At 67.5% G+C, this 24126-nt stretch carries 19 protein-coding genes; 2 read left to right on the forward strand and 17 right to left on the reverse strand.

The features are described from left to right. The first annotated feature begins 11 nt into the window (after window positions 1-11). Window positions 12-1181, forward strand: a complete 1170-nt coding sequence (gene fabV / locus ACFWUU_RS36380) for an enoyl-[acyl-carrier-protein] reductase FabV (protein ID WP_380182671.1) — start codon at window positions 12-14, stop codon at window positions 1179-1181. On the opposite strand, the gene ACFWUU_RS36385 is transcribed toward fabV, so the two are convergent. From ACFWUU_RS36385 to ACFWUU_RS36450, 14 genes are all read right to left on the reverse strand, one after another. Further along, window positions 1168-3669 carry a DEAD/DEAH box helicase gene (locus ACFWUU_RS36385; RefSeq protein WP_380182673.1) on the reverse strand — a complete coding sequence of 834 codons (2502 nt, stop codon included), beginning with the start codon at window positions 3667-3669 and terminating at the stop codon, window positions 1168-1170. The genes fabV and ACFWUU_RS36385 overlap by 14 nt on opposite strands. An 86-nt stretch (window positions 3670-3755) precedes the next feature. Continuing rightward, window positions 3756-5372 (reverse strand): hypothetical protein, encoded by a 1617-nt coding sequence (locus ACFWUU_RS36390; protein ID WP_380182675.1) that lies wholly within the window; start codon window positions 5370-5372, stop codon window positions 3756-3758. Then, the gene (locus ACFWUU_RS36395; RefSeq protein ID WP_380182677.1) at window positions 5369-6274 is read right to left on the reverse strand and encodes a carbohydrate ABC transporter permease; all 906 of its coding nucleotides are present in this window, start codon (window positions 6272-6274) and stop codon (window positions 5369-5371) included. The genes ACFWUU_RS36390 and ACFWUU_RS36395 overlap by 4 nt, the downstream gene beginning before the upstream one ends. After that, window positions 6271-7134 carry a sugar ABC transporter permease gene (locus ACFWUU_RS36400; RefSeq protein WP_137259651.1) on the reverse strand — a complete coding sequence of 288 codons (864 nt, stop codon included), beginning with the start codon at window positions 7132-7134 and terminating at the stop codon, window positions 6271-6273. Before ACFWUU_RS36400 ends, ACFWUU_RS36395 begins: the two co-directional genes overlap by 4 nt. 344 nt (window positions 7135-7478) lie before the next feature. Continuing rightward, entirely contained in the window at window positions 7479-9566 is a 2088-nt protein-coding gene (locus tag ACFWUU_RS36405) for a DUF6351 family protein (RefSeq protein ID WP_380182679.1), read from the reverse strand. An 8-nt stretch (window positions 9567-9574) separates the two neighbouring features. Beyond that, a complete protein-coding gene (locus ACFWUU_RS36410) occupies window positions 9575-11014 on the reverse strand; it encodes a cellulase family glycosylhydrolase (RefSeq protein ID WP_380182681.1) in 1440 nt (479 codons plus the stop codon). A 13-nt stretch (window positions 11015-11027) separates the two neighbouring features. Continuing rightward, window positions 11028-12587, reverse strand: coding sequence for an FAD-dependent oxidoreductase (locus ACFWUU_RS36415; protein ID WP_380182683.1), 1560 nt, complete (start codon window positions 12585-12587; stop codon window positions 11028-11030). Window positions 12588-12591: 4 nt separating this feature from the next. Further along, a complete protein-coding gene (locus ACFWUU_RS36420) occupies window positions 12592-13614 on the reverse strand; it encodes a LacI family DNA-binding transcriptional regulator (RefSeq protein ID WP_380182685.1) in 1023 nt (340 codons plus the stop codon). Beyond that, complete coding sequence (locus ACFWUU_RS36425) at window positions 13611-14567, reverse strand: ABC transporter ATP-binding protein (RefSeq protein WP_380182687.1); 957 nt, start codon at window positions 14565-14567, stop codon at window positions 13611-13613. Before ACFWUU_RS36425 ends, ACFWUU_RS36420 begins: the two co-directional genes overlap by 4 nt. Continuing rightward, the gene (locus tag ACFWUU_RS36430; RefSeq protein WP_380182689.1) at window positions 14564-15577 is read right to left on the reverse strand and encodes an ABC transporter ATP-binding protein; all 1014 of its coding nucleotides are present in this window, start codon (window positions 15575-15577) and stop codon (window positions 14564-14566) included. The genes ACFWUU_RS36425 and ACFWUU_RS36430 overlap by 4 nt, the downstream gene beginning before the upstream one ends. Beyond that, window positions 15574-16434 carry an ABC transporter permease gene (locus tag ACFWUU_RS36435; RefSeq protein ID WP_380182691.1) on the reverse strand — a complete coding sequence of 287 codons (861 nt, stop codon included), beginning with the start codon at window positions 16432-16434 and terminating at the stop codon, window positions 15574-15576. Before ACFWUU_RS36435 ends, ACFWUU_RS36430 begins: the two co-directional genes overlap by 4 nt. 2 nt (window positions 16435-16436) lie before the next feature. Next, window positions 16437-17435, reverse strand: coding sequence for an ABC transporter permease (locus tag ACFWUU_RS36440; protein WP_137259498.1), 999 nt, complete (start codon window positions 17433-17435; stop codon window positions 16437-16439). A gap of 3 nt (window positions 17436-17438) precedes the next feature. Continuing rightward, window positions 17439-19085, reverse strand: a complete 1647-nt coding sequence (locus ACFWUU_RS36445) for an ABC transporter substrate-binding protein (RefSeq protein ID WP_380182693.1) — start codon at window positions 19083-19085, stop codon at window positions 17439-17441. A 117-nt stretch (window positions 19086-19202) separates the two neighbouring features. Then, window positions 19203-20249 (reverse strand): methyltransferase domain-containing protein, encoded by a 1047-nt coding sequence (locus ACFWUU_RS36450; protein ID WP_380182695.1) that lies wholly within the window; start codon window positions 20247-20249, stop codon window positions 19203-19205. 476 nt (window positions 20250-20725) lie between these two features. On the opposite strand from ACFWUU_RS36450, the gene ACFWUU_RS36455 reads away from it, so the two are divergent. Further along, window positions 20726-21745, forward strand: coding sequence for an alpha/beta hydrolase (locus ACFWUU_RS36455; protein WP_380182698.1), 1020 nt, complete (start codon window positions 20726-20728; stop codon window positions 21743-21745). A 1-nt stretch (window position 21746) separates the two neighbouring features. Here the strand turns inward: ACFWUU_RS36455 and ACFWUU_RS36460 are convergent, their stop codons facing one another. The 3 genes from ACFWUU_RS36460 to atpD form a co-directional block, all read right to left on the reverse strand. Further along, window positions 21747-22178 carry a DUF2550 domain-containing protein gene (locus tag ACFWUU_RS36460; RefSeq protein ID WP_137259501.1) on the reverse strand — a complete coding sequence of 144 codons (432 nt, stop codon included), beginning with the start codon at window positions 22176-22178 and terminating at the stop codon, window positions 21747-21749. A gap of 97 nt (window positions 22179-22275) precedes the next feature. Next, on the reverse strand, window positions 22276-22665 hold the full coding sequence (locus ACFWUU_RS36465; protein WP_137259502.1) for a F0F1 ATP synthase subunit epsilon: 390 nt from the start codon (window positions 22663-22665) through the stop codon (window positions 22276-22278). A gap of 1 nt (window position 22666) precedes the next feature. Continuing rightward, on the reverse strand, window positions 22667-24121 hold the full coding sequence (gene atpD / locus ACFWUU_RS36470) for a F0F1 ATP synthase subunit beta (RefSeq protein ID WP_380182700.1): 1455 nt from the start codon (window positions 24119-24121) through the stop codon (window positions 22667-22669). Window positions 24122-24126 lie beyond the last annotated feature (5 nt).

The raw sequence follows: 24126 nt of genomic DNA on the forward strand, positions 1-24126 counted from the left end.
AGGTCGTGCGCATGACTGAGCGCGTGATCAAGCCCCTCGGCCGCGGTTTCCTGTTCCTCGACTCCCATCCGGCCGGCTGCGCCCGGATCGTGCGGGACATGGCCGGGCAGGTCGAGGCCCGTACGCCGGGACGCCGTACGGCGCTCGTCATCGGGTCGAGCTCGGGCTACGGGCTGGCGACGACGATCGCGGGTCTGGCCCGGTACGGCGTCGACGGGATCGGGGTGTCGTTCGAGAAGGCGCCGACAGCTCGTCGTACGGCGACCGCCGGGTGGTACCGGACCGCGGAGACGGCAGCGCTGGCGGCCGAGCTCGGGCGCTCGTGGAGCTTCGTGAATGCGGATGCGTTCGCGGACGACACGAAGAACGACGTACTCGATCGGGTCGCGGAGCTCGGCGGGATCGATCACCTGATCTACAGCGTGGCCGCGCCGCGACGGGTCGATCCGCGCAACGGCGAGACGTACCAGTCCGCGCTGAAGACGATCGGTGCGCCGTACACCACCAAGAGCCTCGCGTACGAGGACGGTGAGCCGGTGTTGCAGGAGGTCTCGATCGACGTCGCCACCGACGACGAACTCGCACAGACCGTGAAGGTGATGGGCGGCGAGGACTGGGCCCGGTGGATCACCGCACTGCAGGAGCGCGGCCTACTGAAGCCTGGGTTCAACACCGTCGCCCTGACCTACATCGGCTCCGAGCTGACCGGGCCGATCTACCGGCAGGGTTCGATCGGCGCGGCGAAGGCCGACCTCGAGCAGACCGCACTGAACCTCGCGAAGGACGGCGTCACCGCGATGACGTCGGTCAACGGTGCGGCCGTCACCCAAGCATCATCCGCGATCCCCGGCATCGGCCTGTACGTCAGCATCCTGCACAAGGTCCACGGCCTGCAGACCCCTGTCCAGCAGTCGATCTCGCTCTGGGACCAGCTCACCGGCGAGGCCCCGCTGGATCTCGACGACGAGGGCCGCATCCGCCTCGACCGCTGGGAACTCACCGACGACGTCCAGTCCGCGATCCGCACCCAGTGGGAATCCGCGACCGCAACCAACATCGGCGAGGTAGCCGACACCGAGTGGTTCCTGGCCGAGGTGCGGCGCCTCTACGGCTTCGACGTACCGGATGTGGACTACGAAGCCGAGACCGAGGTCGACGTGGAGTGGCCTACAAAGGCTTGAACGAGGCCAGTTCCAGGACGAGGTCTCCGGCTTCGTCCGACGCGGCCAGGTCGACCGACGCGCTGATGCGCCAGTCGTGGTTGCCTTCGGGGTCGTCGATGATCTGCTGAACTTCCCAGTAGCCGGGATGTTCCTCGACCATGAACAGGGCGGGGCCGCGGGCGGCCGGGCCGGTGTTCACCACGTCGTGCTCGGCGTAGTACGCCGTACCCGCCTCGGCCCAGCGTGCGGCGTCCCAGCCGGCGTCGGCGTCCAGTTGGCCTAGCTCGGCCCAGCGGTGCAGGGCGAGGAGCTCGACGCGGCGGAACATCGCGTTGCGGACGAGGACGCGGAAAGCCCTTGTATTCAAGGTGATCCGGCGCGGACCGGTCGGCGTGACCTCGGCCTCCGGCTCGTCGGTGGGGTTGGTGAGCTCCTCCCACTCGTCGAGCAGGCTGGAGTCGGTCTGCCGGACGACCTCGCCGAGCCACTCGATCAGGTCGGTCAGATCCTCGTTCACCTTGTCCGGCGGCACGGTCTGCTTGAGCGCCTTGTACGCGTCGCTCAGATACCGCAGTACGACGCCCTCCGACCGCGCCAGCCCGTAGAACCCGATGAACTCGCCGAATGTCATCGCCCGCTCGAACATGTCCCGGACGACGGCCTTCGGCGACAGCCCGGCGTCGGCGATCCACGGATGCGTCTGCCGGTACATCTCGAACGTTGCCTCAAGCAACTCATTGAGCGGCTTCGGCCAGGTGACGTCCTCGAGCAGCTCCATCCGCTCGTCGTACTCGATGCCCTCGGCCTTCATCGCGTTCACCGCCTCGCCGCGGGCGTGATGCTCCTGCGCCCACAGCACCGCGCGCGGATCCTCGAGCGTCGCCTCGACGACCGACACCACGTCGAGCGCGTACGACGGATCCTCCGGGTCGAGCAGATCCAGCGCGGCCAGCGCGAAAGTCGACAGCGGCTGGTTGAGGCTGAAGTCCTTCTGCAGATCGACGGTCAACCGCAACGACCGCCCGTTCTCGTCCGGCTCGTCCAGCCGTTCGACCACGCCGGCGGTGAGCAGCGTGCGGTAGATCTGGATCGCCCGCCGGATCAGCCGCACCTGCGCACGCGAGTCCTCGTGGTTGTCGCGGAGCAGATGCCGCATGCTCGCGAACGCGTCGCCGTCGCGGGCGATGACGTTCAGCAGCATCGCGTGACTGACCCGCATCCGCGACTGCAGCGCCTCGGGCTCGGCCGCGACCAGCCGGTCGAACGTGTCCTCGCCCCAGGTGACGAACCCCTCCGGCGGCTTCTTCCGCTGCACCTTCCGCTGCTTCTTCGGATCGTCGCCCGCCTTCGCCAGCGCCTTCACGTTCTCGACGACGTGGTCCGGCGCCTGTACGACGACCGTCCCCGACGTGTCGTACCCGGCCCGGCCGGCCCGCCCGGCGATCTGGTGGAACTCGCGCGCCTTCAGGATCCGCTGCCGGCGTCCGTCGTACTTGCTCAACGCCGTCAGTACGACGGTCCGGATCGGCACGTTGATGCCGACGCCGAGCGTGTCCGTGCCGCAGATCACCTTGAGCAGCCCGGCCTGTGCCAACTGCTCGACCAGCCGACGGTACTTCGGCAGCATGCCGGCGTGATGCACCCCGATGCCGTGCTTCACCAGCCGCTGCAACGTCCGGCCGAAGCCCTTGCTGAACCGGAAGTGGCCGATCAGCTCGTTGATCTTCTCCTTCTCCTCCTTCGAGGAGACGTTGATGCTCATCAGCGCCTGCGCGCGTTCCAGCGCGGCCGCCTGGGTGAAGTGGACGACGTACACCGGGGCCTGATGAGTGGTGAGCAGCTCTTCGAGCGTCTCGTGCAGAGCAGTGGTGACGTACTTGTAGATCAGCGGGACCGGGCGTTCGCCGGACGCGACGATCGCAGTCGGGCGGCCGGTCCGTCGCGACAGGTCGATCTTGAACCGATCGACGTCGCCGAGGGTCGCGGACATCAGCACGAACTGCGCCTTCGGCAGCTCGAGCAGCGGGACCTGCCACGCCCAGCCGCGATCCGGCTCGGAGTAGAAGTGGAACTCGTCCATCACCACCTGGCCGACGTCCGCGTCCTCCCCTTCCCGCAGGGCGATGTTGGCGAGGACCTCCGCCGTACAGCAGATGATCGGCGCGCCGGCGTTCACGGATGCGTCGCCGGTCAGCATGCCGACCTTGTCCGCGCCGAAGACATCACAGAGCGCGAAGAACTTCTCCGACACCAGGGCCTTGATCGGCGCCGTGTAGAACGTCCGCTGGCCGTGCGCGAGCGCCGCGAAGTGCGCACCGGTCGCCACCAGGCTCTTCCCGGAGCCGGTCGGCGTGGACAGGATCACGTTCGACCCCGTCATCACCTCGATCAACGCTTCTTCCTGAGCCGGGTACAACGAGATGCCCTGCTCCCCCACCCAACGCGCGAACACGTCGTACAGGTCGTCAGGCTCGGTCGTCCCCGGCAGTTGCTCAGTCAGCGTCATCGTCACCCATTGTCCCCGAACGGCCAATCGGCGGGCTGCGCCGGGTGCCGCGTGCGCCCCCGGGACAGGCGGCGCACGCGGCCGGGTTACTTGTCGCCCTTGATGGCCAGGGCTTGTTCCAGTTCGTCGCGGATGGCGTCGGCGCCGGCTTTCCGGTAGTCGGCGACCGCGTCGTCCCAGGCGTCCAGGTCGGCCCGGCCCAGCTGGATGTCCTTGGTGAGCGAATCCATCCGGGTGTCGAGGATCTTGCCCTTGGTCGACTGGGTGGGTGAGTACAGCCCGTACGTCGGCGGCATGATCGCCGTCGGCAGGATCGCCTTGAAGTGGTTGTACGCCGTGTCGACCGCCTCGGGATGGCCGGGGAAGTACGCCGGGTACGGCCCGTCGGCGAGGTACTGGATCGGGAACTCGCCGAGGCACACCTCACTGCCGCCGTCCTTGGTCAGCACCGGGTCGGTGCCGTTCAGCGTGTAGTGCCGACCAGGTAGACCGAACTTCCGGAACAGGTACTCCTCGGTCCCGAACGGCGCCGCGAACCAGTTCAGGATCCGCAGCAGCGTCTTCGTCCGCTCGGGCGAACTCGGCCGGATCGCCGCGATCGAGTTGTTCGGCGCTCCGAGCAGTACCCGCCCGACCTTGCCGTCCGCGGCCCGCGGCACCGGGATCGAGATACTGAAGTCGTCGTTCGTGGCCCGTCGGTAGAAGCTCTGGATCGACGAGTAGGTGTCCTGCGTCATCACCGCCGACCCCTGGGTGAACCAGACCTTCTGGTTGTTCTTCGCCACCCCGTCCGGATGGATCACGCCGTCCTTCACCATCTGCCGGGTGATCGCCAGCATCTCCTTGTGCTCCGGCAGTTCCCGGCTCTGCACCAGTTTGCCGTCGCGTACCTCCCAACCGTTGGGCAGACCAAGCATCGCGCTGACCGCCGCGGTCGGCGGCACCGCGAAGGCCCACCGGTTCTTCTTCCCGTCGGTGACCGCCTTCGCCGCCTTCTGCAGGTCGTCGACGGTCGCCGACCCGAGGTCGACGCCGAACTTGTCCATCAGGTCCTGGCGGACCAGCAAGGTGTTCGACGACATGATCCCGCGCTGGATCGGTACGGCGCGGATGCCGCCGGAGAACACGCAGCCCCGCCAGGACGCCTGCGGCGCGTTCGCCAGGAACGGGTACTCGAGGATCGCGTCGCCGGACAGGTACTCGGTCAGGTCCTGCGCCCGCGCCTCAAGGAACTGCGGGAGGTACGCGAACCCGCTGTCCACGTTGAACAGGTCGCCCAACGTGTCGCCCGCGACTGAGGTGGCGAACTTGTTCGGGTAGTCGGTGGCCGCCGTGATGTTGAGCTCGAGCGGCGCTCCGAGTCGCTTGTTCAGCTCCTGCCAGTACGGATTGCGGTCGGCCGTCGGCGGGATCGGGTTCGACGTCAGCGTCGTACCCGTGACCGTCTGACCGTTGCCCGGCGCTCCGTTCGTCACCTTCGTCGGATGCTGCGGGAACCGGTAGAAGCAGTCCGGCATCAACGGATGGCTCCGCGGCAGGTCCGGCTTCGGCCCGTCGAACCGCTTGTACGTCGGCAACGCGACCGGCTTGTTCAACGCGGCGATATCCGTCGACCGGGTGACGGTCGAGCAACCGCTCAACCCGCCTGCCGTCGCGACCGCGGCCAGCGATCCGCCCAGGAATCTCCTGCGGTTGATCGTCATCCCTTCACCGCCCCGGTCAGCATGCCCTTGGCGAAGTGCCGTTGCAGGAACGGATAGACGATCAGGATCGGGACGAGCGATACCACCAGGATCGCCATCTGGATCGATTCCTGCGGCGGTAGCTGATCGGCCGCCGCGCCACCGAGATCACCGCTGCTGAGCTCGGTGTTGTTGATGACGTACGTCCGCAGTACCAGCTGCAGCGGCCATTTCGCGGTGTCGCTGATGTAGAGCATCGCGTTGAAGAACGCGTTCCAGTACCCGACCGCATAGAACAGCCCGACGACCGCGAGCACCGCCCGGGACAGCGGCAGCACGATCGACCAGAAGATCCGGAAGTCGCCGGCGCCGTCGATCCGGGCCGAGTCCAGCACCGAGTCGGGGATGCCCATGAAGAACGAGCGCAACACGATCACGTTGAACCCGCTGATCGCCGTCGGCAGGATCAGCGCGAACAGCGAGTCGAGCAGCCCGAACTGCTTCACCACCAGGTAGTTCGGGATCAGGCCCGGGCTGAACAGGATGCTGAACAGCACGATCATCAGGATCGGCCGCTGCCCGAACGACCCCGGCCGGCTCAACGAGTACGCCAGCATCGTCGACCCGGCCAGACTGATCAGCGTGCCGCCGCCGGCGACCACGATGCTGACCAGCAGCGCCCGCTGTACGACGCCGCCGTTGAAGATCGACTTGTACGCATCGAGGTTGAACGCGTCCGGCCAGAGCACGAAGCCGCCGGAGTTCGTGACGTGCTCCTGGCTGGCGATGCTGGTCGAGATCACGCCGAGGAACGGGACGATGACGACCGCGCAGCAGACGACGAGTACGACGGTCTTGAGCACCCGCGACGACATCGCCGGTCCGTCGTCGATACCGTTCTGGAATTTCTGAACCGTGCTCATTTCTGGTACACCCCCGCCTCGCCGAAGATGTGCGCGATCTTGTTGGCGCCGAGCACCAGGACGACGGCAACAAGTCCCTTCACCAATCCGACCGCGGCCGAGACACCCCATTGACCCGCCAGCACGCCGTTGTTGTAGACGTACGTATCGAGTACTTCGGAAGCCGGTCTGCCGACCAGGTTCTGCTGCAGGATGATCTGCTCGAAGCCGACGGTCAGCGAGTCGCCGAGCCGCAGGATCAGCAGCAGGATGATCAACCCGCGGATGCCGGGCACCGTGACATGCCACAGTTGCCGCCATCGCGACGCTCCGTCGACGCGGGCGGCCTCGTACAGCCCGGGATCGATCTGGGTGAGCGCGGCCAGGAACAGGATCGTTCCCCAGCCGGTGTCCTTCCAGATCACCTGGCTGGTCAGCAGCGCGATGAAGCCGTCCGGGTTGCCGAGGAAGTCGATCGTGCCCATCCCGTGCGAACGCAGGAAGTTGTTGATCAGGCCGCTGCCGCCGAGGAGTTGCTGGAAGATCGCGATCACGATCACCCAGGACAGGAAGTGCGGCAGGTACAGCACCGACTGCACGACCCGCTTGATCCGCTCCGAGAGCAGGCTGTTCAGCAGCAGCGCCAGCGCGATCGGCGCCGGGAACACGAAGATGACCTGCACCAGGGTGATCAGCAGAGTGTTCTTGAGGGCGTTGAGGAACTCCGGGTCGCCGTTGAAGATCACGGCGAAGTTGTCCAGGCCGACCCATGCGCTGCGTCCGAACGGGACGAACGGCAGGTACTCCTGGAACGCGATCAGGTTCCCGAGCAGCGGCAGGTAGTGGAACACCAGCAGCAGGACCAGCCCGGGAAGGGCCATCAGCAACAAAACCTTGTCCCGGCGGGCACGACCCCACCAGGACAGCGGTTTACTGGCCGAGCGCAGCCCCGCGCCACTCTCAGCGGCTGCGCCCGGTGGTCCGGAACCGGTCGCCCCGGCGCTATCGCTCGGGGTGGTCCGGTCGGTCTGGAGGCTGTTGATTGCATCAGTTCGAGCCACGCGAGACTCCCTGGGTGGTTGTCGTCGCTCCCGCAACGGAGAGCGTTTTCCGTTCCCCTTTGTTCGATGCTGTCGTGTCTTGGGGAATCGCGCAGCTCCGTTCGGAGCGTCACCCGGGGATTACTGCCCGGTGACCACCGGACGTGATCAACCTCAACAGACGGTTACTGCCAGGTTCCGGCCGGTGGTTGCTGGCCGATACCTGGCTTCGACCAGTCGCAGACGCCGCCGGGAAAGATCGTCCGCAGCCGGGTCCACTGGGCGTCGGTGAAGCCCGGGTAGTCCGACCGGACCGGGGCGCGCAGCGCGCACTTGATGATGTCGGCGGCGACCCCGGCGCCGGCGACCTCGCGGGGGAACGACGCCGACGGGAAGAGCTGCTCGCAGCGTGACGCGGGGTCGCGGTTCAGCGGCTGGGCGATGAAGCCCGACGGCCCGCGGCAGCCCTCGCGCAGGCTGTCCGGCTTCGCGGAAACGATCTTGGCGATGCGCGGCCGGGAGGTGGCGTCGGCGTCCAGGACGGTCAGCCAGCGGTCCATCTCGTCGACGGCGTGCTGCAGCAACGGACTGCCGGTGCTGAACAGTCCGTAGCCCGCGTCCTCGAGCAGACTCACCTGGTTCGCCGACGTACCGTTCGCCTTCTCGAGCCGGGCTCGCATCGAGAACGTGTGGTACCGGACGTGGATGTCGCCGTACGACTGGGTGTCGAAGTAGGCGCGGTAGTCGATGATCGGGACGTCCTTCAGCCCTCCCCCGCCGTTGGTCAGCCGCCCGGTGCGGTACGCCGTACGCACGGCCTGCGGGTCTGCGACGGTGCGCGCCGGCACGAGGTTCGCGTCCGCGTCGAAGCCGCCGACGTGCTCGTTGAGGTCGAGGAACTGCGACGGCGTGATCACGCCGGACTTCAGTACGCCGAGCCCGTACTGCACGCCGACGTTGTCCAGGGGCCGCCGTACGAATCCGGTCGCCGGATCCACGCCGTACGTGTTGATCGCATGGTCGAACACGTCGCACCGGACGCCGCGCGGGTTCGACGCCGGGTCGTAGCGCTGCGCGGCCGGGACGATGTCGCAGTTGCGCCGCGGGTCGATCCGGTTCGCGCTGGCGGCCATGCTCGGCAGGGTCGCGTACGTCGCGAACCCGGCCACCTTGCGTTTCTGTTCCTGGGTCCAGGCGAGGCTCGACTTGTTGAAGTACGAGTCGAGCAGCCACGAGTCGCTGATGAACGAGATCGTGCCGAACCCGACCTCCGGGAACGAACAGCCGACGATGATCCCGTCGAAGATGCCCGGGTAGTTGTCGGTGATCTGATGCGCCTGGTATGAGCCACCGGAGCATCCGAAACCGACCGTGAACGACGGGTTCCCGTAGTGCTCGACGAAGAACTCCTTCGTCATCATCGCCGACTCGGCCGCGGTCAGGTCGTTGCAGTTCTGCCCGAAGACGTTCAGCGACGACGACATCAGCGCATACCCACGACCGAGCAGGAAGGCGTCGGTCACACCACCGGTCGTGGACCCCGACCGGTGCCACCCGCCGGCGCAGCCGCCGCCGAGCGTGAAGATCGCCCGCCCGTTCCAGCTCGACGACCGCCGGGTCGGCGTCGGCGTTGCCTCACGCAACGGATCGTGCAACATCGTCGTCTGGACGACGGCCCGGTTCGCGCTGCCCGTCTCCATCCGCACGATGAACGGATCACCCGCATCCGTCTTCGCGAGATCGGCCGGGTACGACGTCGTACCGGCCGGCCACTTCACGAAGGCGCCCGCGGTCGTCCGGTAGAAGTAGTCGATCCGCGGCTTGACCGTGCAGTCGGCGTCGAGCGGCGCACCGAGTGTCCCGCCGATCACCGGGATCGTGAACTGCTCGGTCTCACAGACGAACGGCTGCTCGTGCGGCCCGGAGAACACCGGCCCCTGACGCGGATAGTTGCGCACGTCAAGCGTCGTACGACGTCCGTCGGCCTCGGCGCGGAGGACGTTCGATCCCAGGCGCAGGCCCCCGACCAATCCGGTCACACCGTGCTCGTCCTCGGTGAACACCGACGACACGTCCTTGCCGTTGAGCGTCACGCGGACTTGAGCGTCCGGTGCGTCGACATGGACGAGCGCGTCACCGCCGGTGATCTTGTCCGGGCGGCTGGACAGGATCTCCAGCTTCACCTCCCGCGACGCCACGGCCGGAACCGCGGGAAGGACAAGCGCGCTGGCGAGCAGGACGACGGCCAGCCGAACTGGTCGGGAACCGGTCACGAGTCCTCCTAGTGGGCGGCCACCTCGTAGACGCGGGCGATATCAGGAGTCGTGCTGGACGGGTCGGTGATCGTCAGCCGGATCTGGTCGATCGCCGCCGACGTCACCGGGGTCGAGACCAGCGCGCGGGTGTTCGCGGTATAGCTCCCGAGCTGGACCCAGCCCGCGGACGTATGCCCCTCGACCTTGAAGGCGGTCAGGACGGTGCCGGTGGCAACATTCGGGTAGCCGTACCCGCTGTAGACGTCCACCTGACTCACATCCTTGTAGGTCCCCAGATCCACTGTGAGCACCGGCGCGGTGTCACCCTCCGCCGACATCCAGCGTCCGCTGTCCAGACAGGAGCCGTCAACCGCTTTCGGCGCGCCCGAGTTCGCGTCGTACGTCGACGACGTGGTCACGGTCGCCCCGCGCGCGAGGTGATCGGAGCACGGCGACTCCGCCGGCGCACCGGCCAGCCAGTCGCGGATGAACGCACCCTCGTACTCGCCCGACAGCAGGTTCCAGTTCTTGTCGAACATCACCGGAGCCCAGAAGTTGTCGAACACCCAGCCGAGCCACCCGATCTGCGGACGCGCGTCCAGGTACTGCCGCAGCGGCAGTCCCCAGCCGGACGTCGTACCGGCCGTGACCTGGTTCGCCGACGGCGACGGATCCCAGCCGAACTCAGTCAACACAACCGGCAGCGTCGCCGAGGCGTTGCCGAACTTCGGATCGAGGCTGGCCGCGGTGGCCGGCCCTTGGTTCGGATAGAGGTGGTAGACGTACGCGATGTTGCCACCAGTGATCGGGTCCGTGAGCGCGCCGTTGAGTCGGGTGCTCCAGGACGGGCTGCCCCTCAGGATCACGTTCGACGCGACCGACCGGATCGAGTCCACGACCGGCTGGATGTACGACTTCCAGGTGGCCCAGTTGTCCGGCGCGATCGGCTCGTTGAACACCTCGAACAGCACGTTCGGGTTGTTCGCGTACCGCGGCGCGATGAAGTCCCAGAAGCCCTTCACGTCGGACTGCGGTACGGCGCCGGCCGCGTCACCGTAGTTGCGGACCAGATGCAGGTCGATGATCACGTAGAGGCCCTTGGCAACGGCATGGTCGACGTACGGCTTGATGTACGTCGCGTCGTAGGCGTTCAGGTCCTTGCCGATGGCCTCGGTGACGAGCAGGTGGAGGACCTTCGAGTTCCAGCCGTTCGAGACCGTCATGTCGATCAGGTCGTTGATCGGCTTGGAGTTGCAGTCGGTGCAGACGTCGTTCTGTTCGGGAGCGATGACGGACAGACCTTTGAGGGTCACGGCGGTCCCGGCGCTGTTCTTGATGCGATTGCCTTCGGTGTGCAGGGCGGGGAGGGCGGTGGTGCTCGCCGTGGCATTCACCAGGGAGGCAGCGGAGAACACCAATGCGGTACACAGGGCGGCCAAAGACTTTCGGAGCGCATGATGGGGCACAGCATCATCCTTTTCAGTCGCGATGGGTGCGGATCTCCTCCGGCCAGGCGATCCGGGTGCCGAGGCCGTCGGTGAGGAGGCGTTGGTAGTCGGCCAGGTGGGTGGGATCGTTGCGGACCTTGCGTGGTGACAGGCCTTCGGTCAGGCAGAAGCTGACCAGTGCGCCAACCGCCTCGCCGATGCTCCACTCGACCGGGTGCAGGCGGTAGCAACCATTGGTGATGTGCGTCGTGCCGATGTTCTTGTTCGCCGGCAGCAGGTTGTCGACACGGACCGGGATCAGCGCGCCGAGCGGGATCTGGAACGGGTAGGCCTCGATGTCGACGTACGTCCGGCCCGCCGTACTCGGGTGCAGATCGATCCGGTACCGGCCGAGCCCGACAGCATCCGCGAACACCTCGCTGCCCGCACCGTACGGCCGGGCTTCCACGCCGACGTGCTGCTCGAGCACGGTGAACTCGGCCTGGATCCGGCGCGACTCGCGGATGTACGGCGTCTTGGCCAGGCCGTCCGCAGTACCGGTGATGTCCGGGCGCAACCGCAGGCCGGGATAGCCACCCTCGGTCTGCATCCAGTAGAGGAAGGACAACGACAGGTCCCGGCTCGCAGCCAACGCCTTCGCGGGGTCAGGCCTGCCGAGCAGCGGCTGCTCCCAGTAGTCGAGCTGCGGCCAGTTCACCACCGTGACATCCGGGATCACCTTGTCGACAAAGTTGCTGCTGGCAAGGATTTGTCGATAACGCCAGAGCGAGAACGGCGCTCGCTGATCCGGATTCGCCTCGAGCAGCTTCCACTCACGCTGTTCCAGCGTCACCGGTACGACGTCCGTCCAGGACAACTGCGGCCCCGGCCAGAACGGCGCGACCGTGTCCCGCCAGTGCTCGTAGCCGGCCGGGCGGTCGATCGTGTGGTCCTCCCCCGGCCGGTGCTCGAGCGCGAAGCACCACGAGAACGCCTGCTGATCAAGGGGATTCGCGACCTCTGGTGCATGCAGCTCGCCGGTCTGATCGCGTCCTTCCGCGCCGATGACGTGCTCGACGTCCGCCAGCTCCAGCAGGTCGCCGAGCTCGGTCGCGTCGACGACGTACGTCGCGGCCACCGTCACCTCGTCACCGCTGCGCAGGTCCTTGAACGTCACCGCCTCGACCTCGTCACCGTTGGCCTCGGCAACGATCGCGTCGTGCTCGAGCAACAGGCGGAGCCGGCCGGACGCGCGCCAAGGAGCGAGCATCTCTTCCAGGACCGCGGCAGCAACGCGCGGCTCGTGGCAGAACCGGCTGACGACACCGAGACCCGGGTCGAGCAACGGGTTCGCTGCGGCCTCGGGTGTCAGCGGGTAGTTGCGGCGGTAGTAGTCGCGGATCCGGCGGCGGAGTTCGGCGTACCCGCTGGCGGCGTACTCCTCGATCCACGGGTGCTCGTCGGGTGGCACCAGTTGGCTGGTCAGCTGCCCGCCCAGCCAGTCCGTCGGCTCGGTCAGTACGACGCGGTGACCCAGCCGTACTGCGGTCAACGCGGCCGCGACCCCTCCGAGTCCACCGCCGACGACCAGGACATCCGTCTCGAGTTCCACCCGTTCACTCCTCTACTCGGGGCGCGGCGACGGTTTCGCCGGCCACCAGATCACAGGCCACCAGTTGGCTGACCGGTTCCGCGTCCGGGTTCTCGACCCGCGCCACCAGGGCGTCGATCGCGATCCGGCCGATCTCCTTGCGCGGGATGACCAAGCAGTCCCAGCGGTGACCGGGCTCGTCTCCGGATCCCTCCAGGACCGCGACGGACACGTCCGCCGGGATGCTCAACCCGCGCGCTGCCAGGCCGGTCCGCAACTGCTCGGCGAGCCCGATGTTCTCGGCGACCACGGCCGTCTCCGGTCCGGCAGCCAGTTCGTCCAGCCACTCCTCGGTCAGCTCCGGCTCGCCGCGATACCCGGGCGAGCGGTCGTTCAGCCCGAGCCGCTCGATCGCGTTGCGGTAGCCGGCCCGGCGATCGGCGTACGCCTCCTGCTCGATCCCGGAGCGCAGGTACGCGAAGTGCCGGTGACCGCGCTCGGCCAGCGACGCGACGAGACTGTCGGCGGCCGAGACGTAGTCCGGGATGATGCACGGGATCTCCGCGCCGGCGACCTCGCGGCGGCCGATGTGGACGAACAGGTACCCGTCGTGCCACAGCCGGGCCAGCTCCTCGCGATCGGTCGCGGCACCGAGCAGCACGGTGCCGTCGGCGAGATTGAGCCGGTTCGTGCCGTCGCGGTAGATGCGGCGGCGGCCGTCGCTCGTCCCGGTCGAGGTGAACAGGACCAGGTCGTACCCGATCTCCTCGGCGCGCTCCTCGATCCCGAGCAGGAACTCGAAGTAGAAGTCCTCACGCGCATGCGGGAACACCGACTCGAAGGTATGGACGCCGAGCAGCCGGTTGCGCTTGTTGCGGAGGTTGCGGGCGGCTGCGTTCGGGACGTATCCGAGCTCCTTGACCGCGGCCCGGATCCGCTCCTGGGTCTCCTCCGGGATCCGGTCGATGTCCCCGCTGACGACGCGGGACACGGCGGACTGGGAGACACCCGCGAGACGGGCGACATCGGCTTGTCGTGGCGCTTTCATGCGTTCTCCTGCAACCAGCAGTGGGTCCAGCGGCCGTCCGGCAGTTCGGTCCGGGGCGGCGTTTCGGTCCGGCACACGTCCATCGCGAACGGGCACCGCGGGTGGAACCGGCACCCCGTCGGCGGGTCGATCAGGCTCGGCGGCTCGCCGAGATCCTCCGCAGCGAAGAGGTCCGGTCGGTCCCTGCGCTCGGGATCGGGTGACGAGTCGATCAGCAGCTGCGTGTACGGGTGCAGCGGGTTCGCGATCACGTCCTCTTTCGGACCGCCTTCGACCATGCGTCCGGCGTACATCACGACGATGTCGTCGCACAGGTAGCGCGCGCTGGCGATGTCGTGGGTGATGTACAGCAGGGCCAGGCCGTCCTCGGTACGGAGCCGGTCGAGCAGGTTGAGCATCTCCAGCCGGATCGATACGTCCAGCATCGAGATCGGCTCGTCGCCGAGCAGGACCTTCGGCTCGACCGCCAGCGCCCGCGCGATCACCACCCGCTGCCGCTGCCCGCCGGACAACTCGTGCGGGAACTTGTCGAGGTACTGCTCGGTCGGCGTCAGACTGACCCGTTCCAGCAGCTCGGTGATCTTCTGGTCCAGCTCAGCGCGAGAACGTACGGCGTGATGCAGCTTCACCGCTCGCTCCAGGTTGTACCGGACGCGATGCAGCAGGTTCAGCGAGCCGAACGGGTCCTGGAAGATCAGCTGTACGTCGCTGTAGTACGACCGCGCCCTGCCCTTCACGGTCTCGCCGTGCAGCCGGATCTCGCCCGACGTCGGCGGATAGAACCGCGCCAGCAACCGCGCGAGCGTCGTCTTCCCGCTACCGCTCTCACCGACCAGCGCGACGATCCGGCCAGGCTGCAACGCGAGCGTCGCGTCCTCCACCGCCCGGACCGTCGACCGGCCCGCCGGGAAATGCTTCGAGACCGCCCGGGCCTCGAGAACAGGTTGGCTCATAGCTGATCATCTCCCGACGGGTAGAGCCGGCAGGCGACGGCGTGGTCCTCGATCGTCAGTAGTTCGGGTCGTTGCTCGTCGCAACCGTCGAACCGGTCCGCACAGCGCGGGTGGAACGGGCAGCCGGGCGGTGGATTGCGCAGGTCCGGCGGGCTGCCGGGGATGCCGGTCAGCTTGCGGAGCGGCGAGCGGAGTGGTGGGAACGAGTCGCGCAGACCGCGGGTGTACGGGTGCCGGGGCTTGGTGTAGAGCGATTCGGCCGTGCCGATCTCGACGATGCGGCCGCCGTACATGATCGCGATGCGGTCGGCGAGCTCCAGGAGGAGCGAGAGGTCGTGCGTGACGAAGACGACCGCGAAGCCGAGCTCGCGGCGCAGTCGCAGTACCTGGGCGAGGATCTGGCGTTGCATCACCACGTCGACGGCTGTCGTCGGCTCGTCCATGACCACGAGCTCGGGACCGCAGGCGAGGGCGAGGGCGATGCTGGCTCGTTGACGCATGCCGCCGGACAGCTCGTGCGGATAGCTACGCACGCGGTCCGCGGAGATCCCAACCATCGCGAGCAGTTCGGCGGCGCGATCCCACGCGGCCTTCTTGCCGAGGGTCTTGTCATGGGAGCGCAGGACGTCGACGAACTGGGCGCCGACCCGCATCACCGGGTTGAGCGCATCCATCGCACTCTGCAGCACGATCGCGAGCGAGGTCCAGCGCAGCGACCGCAGCTCGGCCGGCGCCAGGCCGACGAGGTCCGTGGGCTCGCCGTCGCGCGGATGGAACTCGATCCGGCCGGCGGTGGTGACGGCCGGTGGACGCTGGAGCCGGGTCAGTGCGGTGATCAGCGTGGACTTGCCCGACCCCGACTCCCCCGCCACCCCGAGGATCTCGCCGCGCCGCAACTCGAACGACACGTCGTCACACGCCCGCACGGGCCGATCTGCGGTCACGTAGTCGACGGTGAGTCCTTCGACCGCGAGGACCGTGGTCCGCGTCCGTGGCTCCGTGATCGTCATGCTTCCACGACCTTCCTGGCCCGGACGAGCACCGACCGGCGGGCCTGCCGCAGCTTGGGGTTGGACACTTCGTCGACGCCGAAGTTCACCAGCGTTGCCGCCGTACCGATCAGGGCGATGCACAACCCGGGCGGTACGAACCACCACCACAGACCCCGCAGTACTGCGCTCTGCTGCTGGGCGGCCTGGATCATCGTGCCCCAGCTGATCGAGCCGGAGTCGGTGATGCCGAGGAAGGCGAGCCCGGCCTCGGCCATCACGCCGCCGATCATCCCGTGCAGGAACATCGCCGAGATCCAGCCGGTCAGATGCGGGAGCACCTCGAAGAAGATCAGCCTCCGATGCGGCTCGCCGACCATCCGCATCGCGAGCACGAAGTCACGGCTGCTCAGGCTGAGCGACTGCGCCCGCAGGGTCCGGGCGCCGCCCGACCAGCCGAACAGGCCGATGATCAACGCGATCACGAACGGCCCGGTGCCCTGCACGTACCCCGCGACGATCAGGATCAGCGGGAGGACCGGCATCACCAGGAACAGGTTGGTGAGGAAGTTCAGGCCGTTGTCGACCGCGCCGCCGAAGTACCCGGCCGGTACGCCGACCAGGATCGCGATCAGCGTGCCGATCGCCGCGGCCAGGATCCCGACCAGCATCGAACCGCGCGCGCCGGCGATCGTCTGCGCGAGCACGTCCTGGCCGAACTGCGTCGTACCGAAGAGGTGGTGCGCGCTCGGCGGCTGTGAGATCGCGCTGATGTCGTTCGCCCGCGGATCCAGCGGGAGGAGCGGGCCGAAGATCGCGAGCAGTACGAAGGAGGCGAGGACGCCGAGGCCGAAGCGGACCTTCCAGCTCTTGAGCATGGTCATCCCCTCGCCCGGATGCGTGGATCGAGCAGGACGTAGGCCAGGTCGGCGACCAGGTTGGCCAGCAGAACGGCGAGCGTGATCAGCAGGAAGACGCCCTGCATCATCGGGTAGTCCCGCTTCTGCAGCGACTCGTAGAGCAGGTAGCCGATGCCCGGATAGCTGAACACGATCTCGGTCAGCAGCGCGCCGCCGACAACCCCGCCCAGCGCCATCGCGAATCCGGTGAAACTCGGCAGCATCGCGTTGCGAGCGGCGTACCTGAACATCACCCGCTTCGGTGACAGGCCCTTCGCCTGGGCGAGCAGGACGTAATCCTCGCGGACCGTGGTGACGGTCATGTTCCGCATGCCGAGCAGCCAGCCCCCGAAGGCCGAGAACACGATGGTTGCTGCTGGCAACACTCCGTGATGCAGCACGCTGACGGCGTACGCGAGGCTGAAGCCCTGCGGCAGGTCGGCGTCGTACCCTCCGGACAGCGGCGTCCAGCCGAGGACGAAGCCGAAGATCCAGAGCGCGAGCAGGGCCACCCAGAAGTACGGGACGCTGCTCAGGAACGTGGTGAACGGCGTGAGGATCGCGTCGAGGCGACTGCCTGCCTTCCAGCCGGCGACGACGCCGAGCAGGGTGCCGATCGCGAACGCGGTGATGGTCGTCGTACCGACCAGCAGCAGCGTCCACGGCAACGCCTGCCAGACCAGGTCGGCGACCGGGACCGGGAAGTTGACCACGGAGACGCCGAGGTCACCGTGGGACAACTGGCGGAGGTAGTCGGCGAACTGCTGGGCCAGGTTGGCGTGCGGGTTGCCGAAGATCGCGCGGATCGACATCAGCGTCTCGGCCGGGACCTGCTGACCGCTGACGCGCTCCAGTTCCTCGACGATCGCCGACGACGGGTCGCCGGGCATCAGTCTGGGAAGCAGGAAGTTCAGCCCGATCGCGGCGGCCGCGGCGGCCAGGTAGAAACCCAGCCGCCGGGCCAGGAAAGCCCACCGCATCGGTCAGCTCCCCCGGCGCTGGAGCTTGAGCATGGTCAGGATCGTGTCCGGACCCATCCCGACGAACGGGATGTGGTCGAAGCTGTCCGGCGTCGGCCAGCCGGTCCAGCGGGTCGCGTTGATGTCGACGAAGTAGAAGTTGTTGTAGATCGGGCTGAACGGCACCTTGTCGACGACGATCTTCTGCAGTTCGCGGCCGAGCGTCTTCAGCTGATCGACGTTGTCGGTGCGCTCCATCGCGGCGAGGATCGAGTCGGTCTTGGGATCGCTCCATCGGCCCTGGTTCAGCGTCGCCGACTTGCCGATCGGGACCTTGAACGAGCTGCTGAGGAAGCGGTACACGCCGTACACCCCGGAGCCGCCGGTGGATGCGGCGGCCAGGTCGAACTGGCCGAGGTTCTGCTTGTCGTAGTACCCGGCGCTCGGCTGGCCGGCGCCTTTCACCTGCAGGCCGAGGGTCTGCTTCCAGGTGTTGATCAGGATGTCGGCGTAGTTGCCCCAGCCCCAGTCGGAGTTGAACAGGATGCTCGGCTGGTACCGCTTGCCGTCCTTGACCAGCGCGCCGTTGTCGATCGTCCAGCCGCCCGCGGCCAGCTCGGCCTTCGCGGCCGTGGCGTCGACGTTCTGGACCTTGCCCTTGTACGCCGGGTCGAGCCAGTCGGCGAACAACTGATCAGACAGGCCGGTCGGGCCGGCCTCGGTGCCGGGGCGTTGGAGGGTGGTGACGACGGCGGTGCGGTCGATCGTGACCGCGAGCGCCCGCCGTACGTGCACGTCGTCGAAGGGCGCCTTGGCGGTGTTGAAGAGGACCGACATCGCGCCGCCGTTGGAGTAGAGCTGGTAGAGGTGCTTGTCCGGGTCCTTGGCGACGTACTCCTTCTCGCCGTTCGGCCAGCTCGCGGAGGCCCAGTCGATATCGCCCTTCAGCAGTTGGGCTTTGAGAGCGTCGGCGCTGGTCGGGATGATCTTGTACGTCGTCATCGGCAGCTTCCCGCCCCAGTAGTCGGTGCGCGCCTGGAGCGTGATCTGCTGCGGCTTGAACTCCTTGAGCGTGAACGGACCGGTGCCGATCGGCTCCGGGTTCGTCCAGGTGTTGAGGTTCTGCGTCGACCAGATGTGCTTGGGGACCATCGGGAGCAGGATGTTCGCGAACTGGTTCAGCGTCGCGTACGACGGCTCGGCGAAGACGACCTTGACGGTGCTGTCGTCCACCTTCTGCACCGACTTGTAGGTGACACCCGCGATGCTGAAATCGGGCTTCTCGATCGGCAGACCGAGCGAGTAGACGACGTCGTCCGCGGTGAACTTCTGCCCGTCCGACCAGGTGACGTCCTTGCGCAGCTTGATCGTCAGCTGCTTGCCCTGCTCGGAGAACGTCCAGCTCTCCGCCAGCCACGGCTTCACGACGCCGCCGTCGCCGTAGTCGACCCGCATCAGCGGCTCGTACACGAGCTCCATGTTCGGCGCCTTGTCGGTCGCCGGGCCCATCACGTTGTAGTTGCGGACGAACGTCGTACCGCCGTCGGTCTTCGCATAGACGATCGACGCGTCCGCCGCGCCGCCACCACTCGCCGGCTTGGCGACGGGACCTGAGCATCCCGCCGCCAGCACTGCACCGACCACCAGCAAGACCCGCCACCGACTGCGCATATCTCTCACCCCAGAACTAGAGCGGCTGCACGTTCATACGTATGAGCGCTCTGGTATGTGCTATTTCCGAGTTGCTCTTACGTATGCGCAGAAAGTTACGAACGTTACGCGCGCATGTCAAGACCGAGACGGCACCGCAACCACAATCCGCGGATGCTGCCCCGCGACGGACAGGTCGTAGGTGGCCAGCACATGCCAACCGCGGGTGACTTGAGCGGCCTGCGTCTGATTGAGGATGGCGACCAACCGCCCTCCCGGCCGCAGCACCCGACGCCACTGACGGACGTACGGCCCGAGGTCACCGATGCTCAGCCGGACATCCCACGGCGGGTTGGTGATGACGCGATCGGCGGTCACATCCAACCGCCGCGCATCCCCCACCCGCCACAACACCCCGCCAACGCCCACCCCCGCGCCACGTTCTCCCGCGCCGCCCGCCTCCGCGTCCCTCGACCCCGCGCCCCTCGACCCCGCGGCGCCCGCTCCGGGCGCGTTCGCCCTGGCCGCGTCGACCGCGGCGGGGTCGCGGTCGATGCCGACGTACGTAGCTCGTGGCTCGACCGCGTGTGCTTCGAGCAGCACCGTCCCGGCGCCGCAGAACGGATCGAGGACCGTGTGGTCGGGAGTGATGCCGGCGAGGCGCGCCATCGCGGCAGCAACTGGCGGGTGCAGACTCCCCCGCACGGTCCGCGTCCGCCACGCCCGCCGATGCAGCGGTACGGCGTACGGCCGCAGCCCGACCCACAACGTCTTCCCGTCCAGCACGACCCGCCACTCGTCCCGCTCGACCGGCGGCACGGCACCACCTCGCCGCGAGTAGTACCGCCCACCGAGCCGCGCCCCAACCAGGTCCTCGATATCGAACCGGTTGAAGTTCCGCGCCCCGACAAACGACGCGCTGACCGCGAACGCACCAGACCCCGCCGGCAACTCCAGCGACCGAATCGCCGCCACCAACGCGTCCCTGGTCCGCCCAGGATCAACCACAGCGCCATGTACGACGAACACATCGTCCGCCAACCGCGGCGGACTGCAGTCGACAGCGCCGTACTCAACCACCAACTGCCGCTTGGACACCTCGACCACCCGATGCCCAGCAACGACGACTTCCTCAGCCGCCAGTCCTTCCAACCCCGTGACAGTCCGCACCAGCACCAAGTGCATGGAGAATCTCCCGGATAGCACCCGGGAACAACCAACCGGTCACTCCCGCATCGCTGACCGCGGGAAACACCTCGAACAGGCCAGCGGAAGCTAGGTCCTGTCCGGTGATCCAGCGCCGTAGCGAGGAGGTGCTCGGTGCGGTGCATCGGCGCGCGGGGGCGAAGGTCTCGATGCGGAGCATCGTGGCCTTTGCACCCGTGCGGCGAGGTGCCGTGCCGAGTGCCCCGCAGTAGGCGCTGGGTCAGCGGACAGGACCTACGCCCACGCGGAAGAAGTATGTCTCCATGGCGGAGATCATGGCATGCAGCGGACCCGCGGCCCACTGAATTACCCCCGACCGTTCGCCGCAGATCACGGACCGCCGATCGACGGGACCGGCCGCAGTCTTGAGGAACCAACCTGAATGGTTTCAACTTCAGGTGGTCGCCCGGCGACCTGCTGTGACCAGGAATCCGTCCCCGCCCCGGAGGTTTCTCGTGCACGCAAAGCTGTCCTGGCTCGGCCGACGAGCGCTCCTCGTCGCCGCCGTGTTCCTCGGAGTCTCTCCCCTCGCACCCGCGCAGGCGGTGCCCGCACCGACCACAGCGACTGTCCAGAGTGCGCTCCATAGTGCGCCGCGCGGCGCCGAGGTCGTCGCAGTCCGGCAGGTCGCCGACCGGCTGACCGATCTGACTGTGCGGTCCCAAGCTCTCGGTGGCCGCACCGTCAACGTCCGGCTGCTCACGCCGGACGGCTGGAATCCGGCCGACCGCCGTCAGCACTGGCCGACGTTCTGGCTTTTGCACGGCTGCTGCGGGGACTACACGTCCTGGTCCGGCACCGACATCGCGACCATCCCGAGCCTGCGCAAGGTCCTCGTCGTGATGCCCGAGGCCGGCTGGAACGGCTGGTACAGCGACTGGTGGAACTACGGCGCCGGCGGCGACCCGGCGTGGGAGACGTTCCACACCGTCGAACTGGCGCACCTGCTGCAACACGACTGGGGCGCAAGCTCGAACCGTGTCGTGGCAGGCCTGTCGATGGGCGGCCAAGGAGCCCTGCTGTACGCCGCCCGCCACCCCGGCATGTTCCGCGCAGCCGCGGCGTACTCCGGCTCGGCGCATCCGCTGCTGAACGACGAGTCGATCAACCGGATCATGGGCTTCTTCGCCGGACAGGGCAACGACCCGCTCCGCGTCTGGGGAGACCCGATAGCGCAGCGACGGATCTGGGAGGCGCACGACCCGTACTACCTGGCGCACCGGCTCAAGTCGCTGCCGGTCTACCTCTCCTGCGGCGACGGTACCGCCGGACCGTTCGACCCGCCCGGGAAGACCGACGCGCTCGAGGCCGACTTCAACCGCCAGAACCACGCCCTCGCTGCCCAACTGGAGCAGGTCGGCGCGAAGCACCTGACGACCAACTTCTACGGACCGGGCACGCACGGCTGGGCCTACTGGCAGCGCGAACTGCACGCCTCCCTGCCCATGCTGCTCAAGGCGCTCGGCGTCCGTTGAGCTACAGGTAGGTCTGGGTGCTGGGAGGTGCGGATTCCATCCAGGCCAGGACGCCGGTGAGGGCTTCTTCGGTCATGGCGAAGTGGACGGTGCGCTCGTGCAGGTCGGCGTCGACGATGACGTGGCCGGCGTACGTCACGAGCGGCTCGTTGCCCATCGGGCGGCGGGTGGCGATGCCGTCGAGCTGGCGGCGGTTGACGACGAGCTTGGGCCACCAGGCCAGGCTGAAGACGCGGAACCACTGCAGCTCGTCGCCGACGTAGCGGGCCAGGCCGAGGGCCCAGCCGCGGCCGTGCTCCTTCTCGGCGAGCTGGAGGCTGCAATCAAAAGTTCCGCCGTCCCTGGACAACCAGCGACGGCGGAACGCGACAAGCACGATGAACAGTACGGCGGCAAGCAGACAAACCCCGACGACGTCGAGGACTGTCCTCATACCTTGCCGACCCTTTCCGGTGCCCGATGTCCGGTACACCCCGGGCACCGGAGGAGAACCGTACTGTCAGTGACGATATTCGATTATGGCAGGAGGATCAGGACGTCTGCTCGGCGGCCCGGACCCTGGCCTCGGCGAGTCGCACCTCGTCGGCGTCGGCGTCGGCCAGGCCGGCCGCCATCGCCTCCTCGAGCTCGCGCCGGGCCTCTTCCAGGTCGATGTCGTGACCCATCTCGGCGTTCTCGGCCAGGATCGAGACCCGGTTGTTGGCGACCGAGATGAAGCCGTCCGGCGCGGCCGCGACGAAGTACTCGTCGTCGACGGTCCGCACCTGGACGGTGCCGCCCTGCAGCAGACCCAGCAACGGCGCGTGGCCGGGCAGGATGCCGACGTCACCGTCCGTGGTCCGGGCGATGACGATCTTCGCCTGCCCCTGCCAGACCGTCCGCTCGGCGGCGACGAGCGCCACCTCCAAGTGGTCAGCCATCTCAGTTTTCCTTCTGCAGCTCGGCCCACTTGCGGTCGACGTCCTCGAGTGAACCGACGTTGAAGAAGGCCTGCTCGGCGACGTGGTCGTACTCGCCCTCGGTGATCTTCTTGAACGACTCGATCGTGTCCTTCAGCGGCACGGTCGAACCCGGGATGTTGGTGAACTTCTCCGCCATGTAGGTGTTCTGCGAGAGGAACTGCTCGATCCGGCGCGCCCGCGCGACGGTGATCTTGTCCTCTTCGGAGAGCTCGTCGACACCGAGGATCGCGATGATGTCCTGCAGTTCCTTGTTCTTCTGCAGGATCTGCTTCACCCGGACGGCCACGTCGTAGTGCTCCTGGCCGATGTACTGCGGGTCGAGGATCCGCGACGTCGAGGTCAGCGGGTCGACGGCCGGGTACAGACCCCGGGCGGCGATGTCACGCGAGAGCTCGGTGGTCGCGTCCAGGTGCGCGAACGTGGTGGCCGGCGCCGGGTCGGTGTAGTCGTCGGCGGGCACGTAGATCGCCTGCATCGAGGTGATCGAGTGACCGCGGGTCGACGTGATCCGCTCCTGCAGCACGCCCATCTCGTCGGCGAGGTTCGGCTGGTAACCGACCGCGCTCGGCATCCGGCCGAGCAGCGTGGAGACCTCGGAACCGGCCTGGGTGAACCGGAAGATGTTGTCGATGAACAGCAGCACGTCCTGCTGCTTGACGTCGCGGAAGTACTCCGCCATCGTCAGCGCCGACAGCGCGACGCGCAGCCGCGTGCCCGGCGGCTCGTCCATCTGGCCGAACACCAGTGCGGTGTCCTTGAAGACGCCGGCCTCTTCCATCTCGTTGATGAGGTCGTTGCCCTCACGGGTCCGCTCGCCCACGCCGGCGAACACCGACGTACCACCGAAGTTGTGGGCGATCCGGTAGATCATCTCCTGGATCAGAACGGTCTTGCCGACACCCGCACCGCCGAACAGACCGATCTTGCCGCCCTGCACGTACGGCGTGAGCAGGTCGAGCACCTTGATGCCGGTCTCCAGCATCTCGGTCTTGGACTCGAGCTGGTCGAAGGCCGGCGCCTTGCGGTGGATCGGCCAGCGCTCGGTGATCTCGAACTCGGACTCGTCCTGGTTCAGGCACTTGCCGGTCACGGACCAGACCCGGCCCTTGGTGACGTCGCCGACCGGCACGGAGATCGCCGCGCCGGTGTCGCGCACCTCGGCGCCGCGGACCAGGCCGTCGGTGGGCTTCATCGAGATCGCCCGGACGATGTTGTCGCCGACGTGCAGCGCCACCTCGAGGGTGATCGTCTGGGTCAGGTCGCCCAGGGTGATGTCCACCTCGAGCGCGTTGTACATGTCCGGCATCGCGTCCACAGGGAACTCGACGTCGACGACCGGGCCGATCACCCGGGCGACGCGACCGGTGCCGGTGGCACCCGCCTCGTTGTTCTTCTCGGTAACCGTGGCAGTCATCTCTC

It is taken from the genome of Kribbella sp. NPDC058693 (assembly GCF_042715335.1).
GTDB lineage: Bacteria > Actinomycetota > Actinomycetes > Propionibacteriales > Kribbellaceae > Kribbella > Kribbella jiaozuonensis.

What these genes read in the sequence shown, in the direction of transcription:
- ACFWUU_RS36390 (WP_380182675.1), bottom strand. Translation starts at nt 5,372, where the DNA reads ATGACGATCAACCGCAGGAGATTCCTGGGCGGATCGCTGGCCGCGGTC.
- ACFWUU_RS36385 (WP_380182673.1), bottom strand. Translation starts at nt 3,669, where the DNA reads ATGACGCTGACTGAGCAACTGCCGGGGACGACCGAGCCTGACGACCTG.
- ACFWUU_RS36435 (WP_380182691.1), bottom strand. Translation starts at nt 16,434, where the DNA reads ATGCTCAAGAGCTGGAAGGTCCGCTTCGGCCTCGGCGTCCTCGCCTCC.
- ACFWUU_RS36425 (WP_380182687.1), bottom strand. Translation starts at nt 14,567, where the DNA reads ATGAGCCAACCTGTTCTCGAGGCCCGGGCGGTCTCGAAGCATTTCCCG.
- atpD (WP_380182700.1), bottom strand. Translation starts at nt 24,121, where the DNA reads ATGACTGCCACGGTTACCGAGAAGAACAACGAGGCGGGTGCCACCGGC.
- ACFWUU_RS36420 (WP_380182685.1), bottom strand. Translation starts at nt 13,614, where the DNA reads ATGAAAGCGCCACGACAAGCCGATGTCGCCCGTCTCGCGGGTGTCTCC.
- ACFWUU_RS36465 (WP_137259502.1), bottom strand. Translation starts at nt 22,665, where the DNA reads ATGGCTGACCACTTGGAGGTGGCGCTCGTCGCCGCCGAGCGGACGGTC.
- ACFWUU_RS36440 (WP_137259498.1), bottom strand. Translation starts at nt 17,435, where the DNA reads ATGCGGTGGGCTTTCCTGGCCCGGCGGCTGGGTTTCTACCTGGCCGCC.
- ACFWUU_RS36460 (WP_137259501.1), bottom strand. Translation starts at nt 22,178, where the DNA reads ATGAGGACAGTCCTCGACGTCGTCGGGGTTTGTCTGCTTGCCGCCGTA.
- ACFWUU_RS36400 (WP_137259651.1), bottom strand. Translation starts at nt 7,134, where the DNA reads ATGGCCCTTCCCGGGCTGGTCCTGCTGCTGGTGTTCCACTACCTGCCG.
- ACFWUU_RS36395 (WP_380182677.1), bottom strand. Translation starts at nt 6,274, where the DNA reads ATGAGCACGGTTCAGAAATTCCAGAACGGTATCGACGACGGACCGGCG.
- ACFWUU_RS36445 (WP_380182693.1), bottom strand. Translation starts at nt 19,085, where the DNA reads ATGCGCAGTCGGTGGCGGGTCTTGCTGGTGGTCGGTGCAGTGCTGGCG.
- ACFWUU_RS36430 (WP_380182689.1), bottom strand. Translation starts at nt 15,577, where the DNA reads ATGACGATCACGGAGCCACGGACGCGGACCACGGTCCTCGCGGTCGAA.
- fabV (WP_380182671.1), top strand. Translation starts at nt 12, where the DNA reads ATGACTGAGCGCGTGATCAAGCCCCTCGGCCGCGGTTTCCTGTTCCTC.
- ACFWUU_RS36450 (WP_380182695.1), bottom strand. Translation starts at nt 20,249, where the DNA reads ATGCACTTGGTGCTGGTGCGGACTGTCACGGGGTTGGAAGGACTGGCG.